Raw genomic sequence first — 14,295 nt, 5'->3', positions numbered from 1 at the left:
AATGATATTTTACAGTTATCGTCCTTTTTCATTCTGTACCCGAATCTTACGGCAAAGCATTCGAATGATATTTTGCATGACCTCATCCCGCTCTTCCATGAGGTCGTAAAAATCAGCCTGATCGATACGGAACAGAACGGTATCGATCAGCGCCGTGACCGTAGCCGAGCGTGGTTCCGCGTCGAGCAGGGCCAATTCGCCAACCGCGTCGCCTTCGTGCAGGGTAGCCAACAGGCGGTCGCCATCGTACACACCTACTTCGCCCCGGTGGATAATGAACATACAATTGCCTACCTCTCCTTTCCGAACTACTTCCTGCCCCTCGGCATAGGCTACCTCCCGCATGATGGGTGCAATGCTGCTTAGTACGTTGGCGGGGGTGCTGGCAAACAGTGAGCTATTGCGCAGTACCAGTACCCGCTCGATGGCCGACGTGGATGCGCCCCCCGTGGATGCGGCTCCTGTGGATGATGTTGAATGTTGGTCCATAGCAGATGGATGTGAGTCGGTCGTATGAGAAGGGCCCGAAATAGGCCCGGCAACGAGCATGGTCCAGGGTGTAAAACGAGACAAGCCGTACTGGCTGATATAGGCCGTGATTGGAACAGGGGCATCGAGTGGCCCAAGATGAGTATCAACGAGGGCTAACCGGTCGTACAGGGGCAAATCGTCAGTAAGAGCCAATAGTGTGTTATAAACCGGCCGGGGAATAACGTTTTCAAGTAACTCAAGCGAATTGGCCCGGCGCTCACCACTCTGGTGGTCCAGACTCTGCCGGACACTGTTGACAGTTTCTTTGTCGTACAAGCCGGATAGCAACAACAAAAGCCGATCCACTACACTATCCATTTCGTAGGAGATAGCTTCGGTCAGCAAGGGGTCAGTTGTTTCGGTACGGCCGTGAATCAGGCGCTGGGCCAGTTGTAGTTCCTCATCCACCAGATTCTCGTAGAGTTTCTCGGCCGCATCGGTGGTCGGGTAGTGCATCAGGCTTCGGAGTAGTGCCGCCCGCATCGGCATAGGCGTGGTAGGCAGCTGATCGAGTAGCCACCGCCCACCTGCCCGCGTCCGTAGCTGATCGACTACGGCGATCGTTCGGCGGAACCGGAGCGGGTTATCGAGCATGGCCAGGGGCGTTGGCAGCACTTTCAGAACCGGATCGCCAACGGTAGCCAGCGCCCGCACCGCCGTACGACCATGTTGCCGGTCGGTCAGGAAGGTAAGCATCTGTTGCCACACAGCCGGGTCGGTTTGTACCCCGCCCGCCCGCAGGCCGGCCGCTACGAGACTCTCGTCGGTGCTTCTCAAAGCCGCCGTCACCAAAGTAGCCCGGTCAGTAAGCCGCAATTCGGCAACACAACGAAGCACAACTTGTTGGTCGACGGGGTCAGGGCTTTGGGCCAGCGCGTTCAGACTGGCCAAAGCGGGGGCGTGGCTAAATCCATTGCGGTAAAAGCCCACAATGGCCCCTTCGCGCACGGCCCGGTCACTCGTACTGAGCAAACCCGTAGCAATGGCATCGTTCGACTGCCCGGCCAGCAACTCGGCTGCTTTTCGGCGCACGGGCGCGTCGGTATCATGCCGAACCCGAACGGTCAGCAACGACGGGGGCAACTGCACCGAACGGTCGGCGACCATTTGCAACACCTGAAGCCGTACCCGGCCATCGGCGTGGTTCAGCAAGGCCCCAGCCCGGTCGGTAAGCAGGGCGGGCTGATTGGCAGGCAGGTATTCCAGAGCCCCCAGCACCTCCTCAGGCCGGTTGCTTTGCAGACTTTTCAGCACAATGGCAGTGCCTTCGGCCGGAATGGCCAGATCATCGGTCGCAATAAACCGCCGACCCAGGGCATCCTGCAACGTACTGACGTATTGCAGATAGGTTTTGGCCAGCAGACCCAACAACGTCAGGCCAACTACGCCCAGTCCCGTAAGCAAGGCCAGGTCGGCCCAGGGCGGGTCGTTGCGGAGCAGGAAAAGCAGTACCCCGGCCAATCCCATACCCAATGGCTCAAAAAAACCTTTGGCCAGCGTATGCCCTTTGAGCCGCTGTTGCGCGGGCAGGGGTTGAAATAATACGAGAATGACCGGGTCGAACAAAGCCCGGCGCACCACTTCAAATACCAGATAAAGCCCGCAGTAGTAGACCATCAGGGTTGTCTCGGCATCGCCCAGAATGGCGTCGGGCCAGAACCAGATCAGGCCGTAAAGAGCTACCCAGCCCAGCGCAACACCCGGCAGAAGCCGCAGCGTGTTGAGAATTCCGAATTGTTCCAGTGTCCGGCGCGACGCCAGTACTTTCACCACCATAGCGACCAGATAAGTCAGCGCCAGTACGTAGCCCAGATACGTCATGACGGCCTCCTGATGGTGTACCTTGTGCTTTACGTTGATGAAAAATGCAAACTCAATACCGGCGGCCACCATGGCCACGGGTATCAGGCTCAGGCATACGGCCCGAATCAGTTCGCTACCCCCAAAAAACTGCTGTACCCAACGGGTAGGCGTCCGCCTGATTGGGCGGGTGGGCGCATGCGGGGCGTGTACGTTGTGTAGCCGTATTGTGCGAGACGTAACGTACAGAGCTGCCCCAAAAAAGGCAAAGGCCACCACCAGCAGGGCCAGCAAATCGCTATGCCCGTGAATAAGAGCCGCCAGAATAGCACCCAGCGCCTTAGCGGGCAAATCGCCCGAACTGATAATACTGAACAGACGCTTACTCTGCCGGACATCGAAAACCAGGGCCGAAATAGCCCAAAACTCCAGATTGGTGAGTAGGTAAATACCTCGGAAGCCAACCATAATGGCCACAGCAGCCGCTACCGAGTGCCCAAACGCCACCAAAGCCGCAATAATCGCCGTAAGCAAAATAACGGCCCACAAGACCCGCACCACCAGTCGGCTCAGGGCCAGATGGTGCTCAAAGTGCGCGTAAACCCGGCCCATGACCATCATGCCCAGAGCCGATGCAACGTAGGCAATGGGCAGGCTGGATTCGGGATGGTTTTCGAGCAGAATGACATTGGCGGCCACGTAAACAAGCATGGTGCCAACGCCCAGCAAAAAGTTATGCAGAAAAAAGAGCCGGACGGTTTGCCCTTCATCGGCACGGATACCAAGCGAGCGGTTGATCTGTTCGGATGGGCGGTTTCCAATCATACTGGCAAAGAAAATACAAAACTGCCAGTTTCTGTACTGGGGCCGTGTTGGTGATTTACGGCGTAAGGGCGTATTTTACCAACTCTATTCCCCCTCACCTATTCTGGTATGGACGTTACCAATTTTGTTCTTTCGGGTTTATTCTGCGCCCTGATCGTTTTCTGGACCCGTCGGTTCCTCGACACCCAAAAACGGATTCCGCTCTGGGACAAACGACTCAATTTATTTTGGGGACTATTTGGGATTCTGGTCGGGTTGGCCACCGCCTTTAAAAGCGAGCTTCCGGTTGTACTGCTTTGGCTTTGCTCCATACCTACGCTCGCTTACACAGCCTGGCTCCTCCGCGACCTGCAACCGGCCCGAACGCTGTTTCAGGGCCTGCTACCGTATGTGTTTGTCATTGTCAACGCGAAAATTGTTGAGGCTGTAGCACCCGGTTTTTACAAACGGCACGACGATATTTTCGATCTCGTCTCATCCGTGATGACCGTTTGGCTGGCAGCTTCGTTTATTTTTGCCTCCCGCCAGAAAAAAGAATGGGCCCGTATTGAAGCCGAACGAGCCGAGGAAGCCGAGCGCCGGCGTCTCGATGAAGTACGCAAAGCCGAACTCGAATACCTGGTAGCCGAACGCACGGCCCAGATAAGTCGGCAGAAAGAAGAACTCGAACAAACTCTGGCCGAACTGAAAGCCACCCAGGACCAACTGGTGCAGCGCGAAAAACTAGCCAGCCTAGGCGAACTGACAGCGGGTATCGCCCACGAAATTCAAAACCCTTTGAACTTCGTCAATAACTTTTCGGAGGTAAGTGCCGAACTGGTCAAAGAGTTGATCGACGAACGGCAACGGGGACCCGAACGCGACGAAGAACTGGAAGCCGAGCTGCTCGACGACCTGACCCAAAACCTCCAGAAAATAGCGCACCACGGACACCGGGCATCGGGTATTATCCGCAGTATGCTCCAACACAGTCGCGCCAGCACCGGCCAACGTGAAGCCGTCGACATCAATGCCCTGGCCGACGAATACCTAAAACTCAGTTACCACGGGCTCCGGGCTAAAGACAAGACCTTTAACGCCAAATTTGAAGCTATTACCGACCCAACCGTGGGCAGCATCAGCATTATTCCGCAGGATATTGGCCGGGTGTTGCTCAACCTGTACAACAACGCTTTTTATGCCACCCAACAGCGCGTAAAACAGGGAACACCGGGGTATCAGCCATCCGTGACGGTACGGACCGAGCGGGTCGGCGATCGGGTGCGCATTCGGGTACGTGACAACGGGCTGGGTATGCCCGATACCGTCCGGCAGAAGATTTTCCAGCCGTTTTTTACCACCAAACCCACAGGCGAGGGCACGGGGCTGGGCCTTTCGCTCTCCTACGACATTATCACCAAAGGCCACAACGGCACCCTTACAGTCGACAGCCAGGAAGGCGAAGGCACCGAGTTTACGATTGAGTTACCCAACCAACCCCAGAGTTAGCAAGTAAACACTTAAGTACTTATTGCATAGACTGTACTGATTGACAGGCCTATGTTAGTATATTGTGGCGTAATGTGGGTAGCTCGTACGTGACAGTCAGACTTGCCCCTTAGCCACTATTCCTATGCCCATTTATTGCCGTCCTGTAAGCCTGCTTGCAACGTTATTCTGTTTATTGTGCCATACACTTTATGCCCAGCCCATTGTACTGAACAACCCTAATCAGACGTATTTTATTTTTGAGAATTGTGCGGCTTTCCATGTTAAGCCAGAGCAAAAAATTACGCTCGACTCGTTACTGCTTCATCCCGACAAGTACCCATTTTCTCCCATTACCCAAAAGACTATACAGGCAGACGCCAACCAGGCATACTGGTTCAGGGTGCAGCTGCATAACCCTACCTCTTACAACTATTTTCTGCGCTTCTTTTACGCCAGTGATATGTTGGTAAAGATGTACGAAGTTGATTCAAACAGGCACGTTCAGACCGGGCAGATTGACTTTCACGGGGCTTCAACACCCGATTTGTTTCAACGGGGCCAATCTATTCTACCGCTGAAAATCGAACAGGGGCAAACCCATACCCTGTATTTTTTTGTCCCCCACATGGGCATACCCAAGCTCCATATGGGTGTCATGTCGTCGCTGAATCTGGCCAAACACGTCCACTACGACGACCTGCTCAACGGTTTAGGGAATGGTTTTCTGGTTATCGTCGCTATCTATTGCCTCATCTTAAGCATCCGGTTGCGCGATCGGGATAACCTACTGTTTGCCCTCTCGGCTGTGCTTAGTTTGACTGTTGTGCTGAGCACCCGAGGGACCCTGCTTGAATGGCCCGGTCAATGGCCTATCACACTCAGAGACAACTATGGTATACATGTGGCCATCAGTAGTCTCTTAAACCTACTCTTTACGTTTTCACTTCTACAACTCAAGCAGCAAACACATTGGCTATACAGAATAGGGGTGGGCCTGTGCCTACTGATCGTATTTTTTATGGTAGTTGTATTGAGTATTCGTTTATCCGGTCAGGACGATCGCGCGTTGCAGACGTTGCTCGGTAGCCTATCAGCATTTGCCTCAGTCTTATTCAATATAGTAGCAAGCCTAATTATAGCCGTAAAAGGCTACCGGCCCGGTTTATTTTACGCCATCGGCCAAACGGTATTTACCATCAGTACAACCCTGTTCGTAGCCAGTTTATACGGGGCGCTCCCGTTCACTTTCTGGCACAGGAATGGCACCGTTGTCGGTACGTTTGTGCAGACTGTATTTTTCATTCTGGGGCTTACGTACAAAGTGAACCTACTCAAAAAGAATCATGAAGAGTCGATTCGTGAGCAGCTTCGACTAACGCAGGAAAACCAGCACCTCGTCGAAAATCAGAACCGGGTGTTGGAAGAGAAAGTTGAGCAGCGCACCGCCGAGCTAAAAGCATCACAAGCGCAACTAATTCAGAAAGAGAAACTTGCCAGCCTGGGCGAACTCACAGCAGGCATCGCCCATGAGATTCAGAACCCCCTGAACTTCGTTAACAACTTCTCCGAAGTAAGCACAGAGCTGGTGCAGGAGTTGAAAGAAGAAGCCCAGGCCGGGCGCACCGACGATGTGCTGGCTATCGCCGACGACCTAACCCAAAACCTGCAAAAGATTACGCATCATGGTAAACGAGCGGGCTCTATTGTACGCGGGATGCTCGAACACTCCCGTGCCAGTACAGGCGAGAAACAATCCACCAACCTCAACGCCCTGGCCGACGAGTATCTGCGTCTGGCCTACCACGGGCTACGGGCGAAGGATAAAGGCTTTAACTGTACGATTCAAACGGACTTTGCCCCTACCCTCCCCCCGGTCGATGCAGTAGCTCAGGACATTGGGCGGGTGTTGCTGAACCTGTTTAACAACGCTTTTTATGCGGTGCACGAACGGGGTCGAAACCCTGGCGGCTTACCAAACGTACAAAATTCAAATAGCTACTCACCTACAGTTCGGGTCAGCACCCGGTCAGAGCCGGGCAAAGTGGTAATCTGCGTGCGCGACAACGGCACAGGTATCCCCGATGGTATTCGGGAAAAGATCTTCCAGCCGTTTTTCACTACTAAGCCCACGGGCGAAGGCACGGGGTTGGGCCTTTCACTTTCTTACGATATTATCACTCTGGGGCATGGCGGCTCAATCATAGTCGACAGTCAACAGGGCAAAGGCACCGAATTCATCATTGAACTACCGGTTCCCTGACCTTCGTCCCAACTGAAAAAACCTCTTTGGCTCACCACAGAATCAAATAGCGGCCTGTAGGCTGTTTTTTCTGTAGTTTTGTTTGAATCGTTCCCAAACTACTCGTCCATTAATTGTTCCAACATACCCTTATGAATATTCTCGTAGTTGACGACGAAACCGATGTACGCCCTTTATTCGAGCAGCGTTTTCGGCGTGAGATTCGAAACGGTGAATTTCGGTTTACGTTTGCCGAATCGGGCGAGCAGGCGCTCGAGTACCTGAAAGATTTACTTTCGGAAGCGGTTCTGATTTTGTCGGATATCAATATGCCGGGCATGAGTGGACTCGAACTCCTGCGCCAGATCAAATCAGAGTATCAGGCCCCACCGCCCCCCGTGGTGATGATGATTACGGCTTACGGCGACGCCCAAAGCTACAATCAGGCCATGGAACTGGGAGCCGACGACTTCCTGACCAAACCCCTCGACTTCAACGAACTGAAAAATAAGCTTAAAACGCTCCAGTAGCGTACCCTCCCCTCCATGAAATCGAAGATATTAGTTGTTGACGATGAGCAGGATCTTGAACTGCTTATCAAACAGAAATTCCGGCGGCAGATTCGTGAGGGTTTGTATGAGTTCTATTTCGCCCAGAACGGCCTTGAAGCTCTTAGCCAGTTACAGCGGTTTCCGGATATTGACATTGTCCTGAGCGACATCAATATGCCCGAGATGGACGGGCTTACTCTGCTGGTGAAACTCGCCGACATGAACCCGGTTATCAAGGCCGTGATGGTTTCGGCCTACGGCGATATGGACAATATCCGTATGGCTATGAACCGGGGGGCTTTCGATTTTGTGTGCAAGCCCGTCAATTTCGAAGACCTTGAGCTGACTATGCAGAAAACCCTGCGGCATGTGCAGCAAATTCGGGAAACGCTCAAGGCTGTGAAGGAGAATAACATCCTGCGCATGTACGTAGACGAGAGCGTGCTGAAGTTCATGACCCGCTCCGAGTTTGAGGAATCACTCACGGCCAATGAGCTGATTAAAGCATCTATTTTGTTTGTCGACATCTGCGGCTTCACGGCCATTGCTGAGCGCGAAAAACCCGATACGGTTGTACAGTTGATCAACAACTACTTCGACGTAATTGTGAAGGAGGTGATTAGCCAGCAGGGGTACGTCGACAAATTCATGGGCGATGCCGTAATGGCGGTTTTCCAGGGCGATTACCACCTCGACCGGGCTATCGAAGCCGCTCTGGGAGTTCGGGCGAGCATGAAAGAAATTCACGATTCGCTCGGCGCCGACGTGAATTACAAACCGCAGGTCTCGATTGGTATCAATTCGGGCGAGGTCGTGTCGGGCAACATTGGGTCGGCTACGCTCCGACGGCTCGATTACACCGTTATTGGCGACGTAGTCAACACAGCCCAGCGGCTTCAATCGGCGGCTCAGGCCGGTCAGATTCTAATTACTGAAGCTTCGTACCAACTCGTTAAAGAATCATTTAGCTGTGAGGAAGTGGGCTCCTATCAGCTAAAAAACAAATCGGCCCCGGTGGTGCTGTATCAGGTAATTGCCTGATTTAATGAGCGAATTAGCGATTGAGTGATTGAGCGAACTGGCTGACGCAAGAACCAATCTCGGCACTCACCAATCGCTCAATCACTACTTCACTCAATCACTACTTCCGAGCCTGCCCAAGAACCCGTAGCAGATTACCGCCCCAGATTTTGGCAATGTCGGTTTCTGAATACCCCCGACGAACAAGCTCAATGGTCAGGTTCTCAATCTGACTGACGTCTTCCATCCCATTTACCGCCCCGCCCCCGTCGAAGTCGCTCCCGATACCAACATGATCAATGCCTACCAGCTTCACAATGTGGTCAATGTGGTTCACTACGTCGGCCACACTCGCTCGCTCGGAAGCATATACCCGTTTTATCGAATCCGTTTTGGCTTCAATCCGAGCCTCCACATCGGGCGTCAGCACCTTACCTACACCTGCCATACGCACGCTATTGAGTGCCTGCCGATGCGCATCGGAGGGTTTGCGAAGGTAGTCGCTCACAAAATTGACCTGCACTACCCCACCCTTGGCGGCCAGGGCCCGAATCATCTCGTCGGACATGTTTCGGGGAAACTCACACAGAGCGCGGGCATTAGAATGCGACGCAATAACCGGGGCTTTTGAGAGAGCCAGCACATCATAAAACGTTTTGTCGGACACGTGCGACACGTCGATCATAATGCCCAGCCGATTCATTTCGGCCACTACCTCCCGCCCGAAAGGACTCAAACCATTGTGCACGGGCCCATCGGGATCGGTGGCCGAGTCGCAAATAGCATTGTTGGCAAAGTGCGACAGCGTGATATACCGGCAACCGAGGTCGTAGTACGTTTTGAGCAACGACAGATCCTCCCCAACCGGATAGCCGTTTTCCATCCCGATAAACACCGCCCGTCGGCCCAGTTTTTCAATCCGATAGGCATCAGCGGGCGAGGTAGCCAACTCGGCCAGATTTGGGTATTTGCGTAACGAGGTATGTATTCGGTCAAAAATATCCAGTGCTTTTTCTTTTGCGCGGGCGTGGCCCTCGGGCGTGCGTGGCCCCTGCGCCATGTAAACGGCAAAGAACATGGCATCCATGCCGCCTTGTTTCATGCGCGGAAAGTCGATTTGGGTACCACCTTTTTTTACATCATGCGCCACACCAAGGTCAAAACCCTCTTTCTGTAGGTTAATGGGCGCATCGGCATGGGTGTCGAGCGTGAGCACCCGGGCATGAATAGCCCGCGCTTTTTTCACAAGCCGATCATCGGTGGCCAGCTGAAAAAATAACGAAAGCAGAAGCGTAAACGGGAGAAATGAAGCATTCATATAGCAGAAGAGCCCTATATGGGGCACAGAAAACTAAGCAATTGCCCGCCGACGGCCAAACTTTCCGTTTCATCAGACCGTTAGCAAAGAAAAATAAAGGGAGAAAGAGCGGAAGTGTGCATCTACAGGTTGTTTTACCCGGTGCCAGAACGCTTTCGCTCCGTTACTCTTTGGCTCTTTAGTTATGCCCGTCGTTCCTTACAAAGACAAGTCTACCAGCAAGCGCGAGCAGGTTGCCGAGATGTTCGACAATATTTCGCCGAAGTACGATCTGCTTAACCACGTTCTCAGCGGAGGTATTGATATTCTGTGGCGAAAAAAAGCCATTCGTGAGCTGAAGCCTTACGCCCCCAAGAAAATTCTCGACATTGCCACCGGAACCGGCGACTTTGCCCTCGAAGCTCTTGCGCTGAAACCCGAAAAAATAGTTGGCGTCGACATTTCAGAGGGTATGCTGAAGATTGGCCGGGAGAAAATGGTGAAGCGCGGGGTAGATCACCTGATCGAGATGCGGTCCGGCGATTCGGAAGGATTGCCGTTCACAGACAATGAATTCGATGCCGTCATCGTTTCCTTTGGCGTACGGAACTTCGAAAACCTGCTGAAAGGCCTCACCGACATGAACCGCGTAACCCGCAAGGGGGGCGTTTGTGTGGTGCTCGAATTTTCGAATCCGCGCGCGTTTCCGTTCAAGCAATTGTACGGCTTTTATTCGAATACCATCCTGCCGCTTATTGGGCGTCTTATCAGCCGCGACCAGTCGGCCTACACCTACCTTCCTGAGTCGGTGCAGGCTTTCCCCGATGGTCCTGATTTTATTCGCATTTTTGAGCAGGCCGGATTTACCAAAACTCGATGGATACCCTTGACGTTCGGCGTTGCATCTATTTACATCGGGCAAAAAGCCTGATTTCAACGTATAAAATGAACAATGGAAAATGGAAAATGCCGCCTGCATTGTTCATTTTCCATTGTTCATTCATATTCATTATCTGCTTTACAGTATTGGGTAATAGCAGTGCCCAGGCTCAGGGCTACGGGTATCAGCGTAAGCATCTTGAGTTTTACGACGACAAGCCGATTCACTACGGGTTTTTCTTTGCCATGCCCGTTACACGGTTCAACGTAAAGTACAGCCCAGCTTTTGTCAACAATACAACCGTTGAGCGGCTATATTCGCCCAACAAGGTATCGTTCCGGGTGGGCTTGCTGGTCAACGCGTACCTGACCGACCGGTTCGACTTTCGGTTTACCCCGGCCGTGTCGTTGTACAGCCGTACGGTGCAGTACGAGTTTGCCGACAAAGCAACTACCCAAGACGTACGTGAATCGACCTGGATGGAGTTTCCGTTTCTGTTCAAGTACAAGTCTGAACGTCGGCGCAACAGCCGGATGTACCTGATTGCTGGCGCTACGGCCGCCCTCGAAACGAACGTTCGGAAACGGCAGGCCCAGTCGGCCGGTCGGCTCAACACCAAAACCGCTGACCTCACTCTCGACTATGGGGTAGGCTTTGAGCAGTTTCTGGAGTACACCAAAATCAGCCCTGAGCTGCGGTTTTCGCACGGAGTGGTCAACCTGTTTGCCCCCTCTAACGCCAGCGTTGCCGCTAACACAGCCGGTATCCAGAGGCTCACTTCGCATACCGTAACCCTTTATCTGAACTTCGAGTAATCAGAAGAAGGCTGAATCAGGCAAAAATTTTTACCCGTTAATTGCCTGATTACCAAAAAACAGCAAGAGACGACTACCCATATTTTAAATTTTTTTCGGGCAAAAACTTGCATAGTGGCATTTTAGACCCCTATCTTTGCACCACCAAAACGGAAAACACCGGGGCGGTAGAAAGGGAGTTTAGCTCAGTTGGTTCAGAGCATCTGCCTTACAAGCAGAGGGTCGGGGGTTCGAATCCCTCAACTCCCACAAAGAGAAAGCGGGTCAAGTCGACCCGCTTTTTTTGTTTCCCGAACTAACCGAATCGACTGTTCGTTGTTAGCGCATGAACGACCGTTTCCGCTTCTGGCTCAAGCGCGTAGGCTGGGCTGGTTTCTTCTTCTTCCTAATCAAAGGGCTCCTTTGGCTTATTATTCCTTACCTGATTGCTAAAGGATTCTTAGCCAAGTGATATTTGACAGCACTCTACTGAATCACTAAACTGAGAAAATTACAAACGGTCTTTTCCCCAAAGTCCTTAACAATCTGCCTTTTAACACCGAGTTAATTAACTCAACACTTTGTTTTCAAATTGTTTTTCAGTAATTTTGCGTCCTAATTGTGAAAATGGCCTTGTTGTGATAACAAAGTCGTCAATCACGGTTCCGTACTAAACAACTTCATTTCCCAATACTATTATGGCAACTGATCTCCGATACCTCCGCAACATTGGTATCGCTGCTCACATTGACGCCGGTAAGACCACGACGACCGAGCGGATCCTGTACTACGCCGGTGTGAGTCACAAAATCGGCGAGGTACACGAGGGTGCTGCTACCATGGACTGGATGGAGCAGGAGCAAGAGCGTGGTATTACGATCACGTCGGCTGCTACTACCGTTAACTGGAAATACCGCGATCAGCAGTACCAGGTAAACATCATTGATACCCCAGGTCACGTTGACTTCACCGTTGAAGTAAACCGTTCGCTGCGCGTACTCGATGGTCTGGTGTTCCTGTTCTCAGCCGTCGACGGTGTAGAGCCTCAGTCAGAAACCAACTGGCGTCTGGCCAACAACTATAACGTAGCGCGTCTGGGCTTCGTGAACAAAATGGACCGTTCGGGTGCCGACTTCCTCAATGTAGTGAAGCAGGTTCGCGAAATGCTCGGTAGCCATGCTGTTCCCCTCCAGTTGCCAATCGGTGCCGAAGATCAGTTCAAAGGCGTAGTTGACCTTGTTAACTTCCGGGGTCTCATCTGGAACGAGCAAGACAAAGGGATGACCTTTACCGAAGTGCCCATCCCGGACGATATGCTCGAAGAAGCAACCGAGTGGCGTGAGAAACTTCTTGAAGCCGTTGCTGAATTTGACGACACGCTGATGGAGAAGTACTTCGAAGATCCGAACTCGATCACCGAAGACGAGATCTTGAAGGCCCTCCGTGAGGCAACCATCGCCATGAAAGTGGTTCCGATGCTTTGCGGCTCTTCGTTCAAGAACAAAGGGGTTCAAACCATGCTCGATTACGTGATGGCCCTGTTGCCTTCACCGCTCGACAAGCCGGAAATTAAGGGTACTAACCCTGATACCGACGCTGAAGTGGTTCGTCACCCAACCGAGTCTGATCCGTTTACGGCACTCGCATTCAAAATTGCTACTGACCCCTATGTAGGCCGTCTATGCTTCGTGCGGGTTTACTCAGGTGCCCTCGACTCAGGTTCATACATCATGAACACGCGTTCAGGCAACAAAGAGCGGATCTCTCGGATCTTCCAGATGCACGCCAACAAGCAGAATCAGATTGACAAGCTGCGTGCTGGTGATATTGGTGCCGTGGTTGGTTTCAAAGACATCAAAACGGGTGATACCCTGTGCGATGAGAAGAGCCCAATCATCCTGGAATCAATGATCTTCCCTGATCCGGTTATTGGTTACGCTATCGAGCCGAAGAAAACGGCCGATCAGGATAACTTCTCGAAGGCTATCACCAAACTGATCGAAGAAGACCCAACCCTGAAAGTTGAGTCGAACGAAGAAACCGGCCAAACCATCATCCGGGGTATGGGTGAACTTCACCTTGAAATCATCATCGACCGTATGCGTCGTGAATTCAAAGTTGAAGTAAACCAGGGTGCTCCTCAGGTAGCCTATAAAGAGGTACTGACGAAAACCGTAGCGGGTCATCGTGAGGTTTACAAGAAGCAAACCGGTGGTCGTGGTAAGTTTGCCGACATCGTGTTTGATCTTTCACCCCGCGATCCTGAAGAAGACGGCGTGACAATTAAGCCCGGTCTGCAATTCGTGAATGCTATTGTAGGTGGTGTAATTCCGAAAGAATTTATCCCAGCTATCGAAAAAGGCTTCCGTGAATCAATGACCAACGGTCCGCTTGCTGGTTACCCACTGGATTCGATGAAAGTTCGGTTGTTCCACGGCTCATACCACGACGTTGACTCTGACTCACTCTCGTTTGAATTGGCAGCTCGGATGGGCTTCCGCGAGGCAGGTCGTCAGGCAGGTCCGAAAATTCTTGAGCCAATCATGGCAGTAGAGGTACTGACGCCGGAAGAATACACCGGTCCGATCACAGGTGACCTCAACCGCCGTCGGGGTATCATGAAAGGTATGGATACCCGCGCGGGCTCTCAGGTGATCAAAGCCGATGTTCCCCTTTCGGAACTGTTCGGCTATATTACTGAACTCCGCACGATGTCATCAGGCCGGGCTACTGCCAACCTGACCTTCTCTCACTACGAGATTCTGCCAACCAACTTGGCTGATGGTGTAGTAGCGAAAGCAAAAGGCACGGTGAACGCCTAAGTCGTTGAAAAATAAAGATAAAAAAGGGTCAACTTTTCGGTTGACCCTTTTTTATTGTCCTGTCTT

The 14,295-nt window shown here is 52.3% G+C and carries 10 protein-coding genes and 1 tRNA gene; 9 read left to right on the top strand and 2 right to left on the bottom strand.

Annotated elements, in window-relative coordinates; all coding sequences use genetic code 11:
• Window positions 1-15: 15 nt before the first annotated feature.
• A complete protein-coding gene (locus F5984_RS16530; RefSeq protein WP_152125322.1) occupies window positions 16-3,156 on the bottom strand; it encodes a cyclic nucleotide-binding domain-containing protein in 3,141 nt (1,046 codons plus the stop codon).
• Between the two features lie 108 nt (window positions 3,157-3,264).
• On the opposite strand from F5984_RS16530, the gene F5984_RS16525 reads away from it, so the two are divergent.
• The 4 genes from F5984_RS16525 to F5984_RS16510 all read left to right on the top strand — a co-directional run bounded on the left by F5984_RS16525 (window position 3,265) and on the right by F5984_RS16510 (window position 8,457).
• Entirely contained in the window at window positions 3,265-4,644 is a 1,380-nt protein-coding gene (locus F5984_RS16525; protein ID WP_152125321.1) for an ATP-binding protein, read from the top strand.
• 124 nt (window positions 4,645-4,768) lie between these two features.
• Window positions 4,769-6,886, top strand: a complete 2,118-nt coding sequence (locus F5984_RS16520; RefSeq protein ID WP_152125320.1) for a sensor histidine kinase — start codon at window positions 4,769-4,771, stop codon at window positions 6,884-6,886.
• A gap of 131 nt (window positions 6,887-7,017) precedes the next feature.
• Window positions 7,018-7,395: a response regulator gene (locus F5984_RS16515; RefSeq protein WP_152125319.1), complete on the top strand. Its 378-nt coding sequence runs from the start codon at window positions 7,018-7,020 to the stop codon at window positions 7,393-7,395.
• A 15-nt stretch (window positions 7,396-7,410) separates the two neighbouring features.
• Window positions 7,411-8,457: an adenylate/guanylate cyclase domain-containing protein gene (locus F5984_RS16510; protein WP_152125318.1), complete on the top strand. Its 1,047-nt coding sequence runs from the start codon at window positions 7,411-7,413 to the stop codon at window positions 8,455-8,457.
• A 100-nt stretch (window positions 8,458-8,557) separates the two neighbouring features.
• Here F5984_RS16510 and F5984_RS16505 read toward each other — a convergent pair whose 3' ends face one another.
• The gene (locus tag F5984_RS16505; RefSeq protein WP_152125317.1) at window positions 8,558-9,754 is read right to left on the bottom strand and encodes a dipeptidase; all 1,197 of its coding nucleotides are present in this window, start codon (window positions 9,752-9,754) and stop codon (window positions 8,558-8,560) included.
• A gap of 184 nt (window positions 9,755-9,938) precedes the next feature.
• Between F5984_RS16505 and ubiE the strand changes: the two genes are divergently transcribed.
• The 5 genes from ubiE to fusA all read left to right on the top strand — a co-directional run bounded on the left by ubiE (window position 9,939) and on the right by fusA (window position 14,229).
• Window positions 9,939-10,664, top strand: coding sequence for a bifunctional demethylmenaquinone methyltransferase/2-methoxy-6-polyprenyl-1,4-benzoquinol methylase UbiE (ubiE, locus tag F5984_RS16500; protein ID WP_019988493.1), 726 nt, complete (start codon window positions 9,939-9,941; stop codon window positions 10,662-10,664).
• Window positions 10,665-10,678: 14 nt separating this feature from the next.
• Window positions 10,679-11,428, top strand: coding sequence for a type IX secretion/gliding motility protein PorT/SprT (porT, locus tag F5984_RS16495; protein ID WP_246169043.1), 750 nt, complete (start codon window positions 10,679-10,681; stop codon window positions 11,426-11,428).
• Window positions 11,429-11,602: 174 nt separating this feature from the next.
• Window positions 11,603-11,677, top strand: a tRNA-Val gene (locus tag F5984_RS16490).
• A gap of 76 nt (window positions 11,678-11,753) precedes the next feature.
• Window positions 11,754-11,879: a hypothetical protein gene (locus F5984_RS26930; protein WP_019988495.1), complete on the top strand. Its 126-nt coding sequence runs from the start codon at window positions 11,754-11,756 to the stop codon at window positions 11,877-11,879.
• Window positions 11,880-12,105: 226 nt separating this feature from the next.
• Window positions 12,106-14,229, top strand: a complete 2,124-nt coding sequence (fusA, locus tag F5984_RS16485) for an elongation factor G (RefSeq protein ID WP_152125316.1) — start codon at window positions 12,106-12,108, stop codon at window positions 14,227-14,229.
• Window positions 14,230-14,295: the final 66 nt, after the last annotated feature.

The sequence above is a fragment of the Rudanella paleaurantiibacter genome (assembly GCF_009184635.1).
In the GTDB taxonomy this organism is placed as follows: Bacteria; Bacteroidota; Bacteroidia; order Cytophagales; family Spirosomataceae; genus Rudanella; species Rudanella paleaurantiibacter.
The sequence above is the reverse complement of the archived record's forward strand: the minus strand, read 5'-3'. Positions and strand labels throughout refer to the sequence as shown.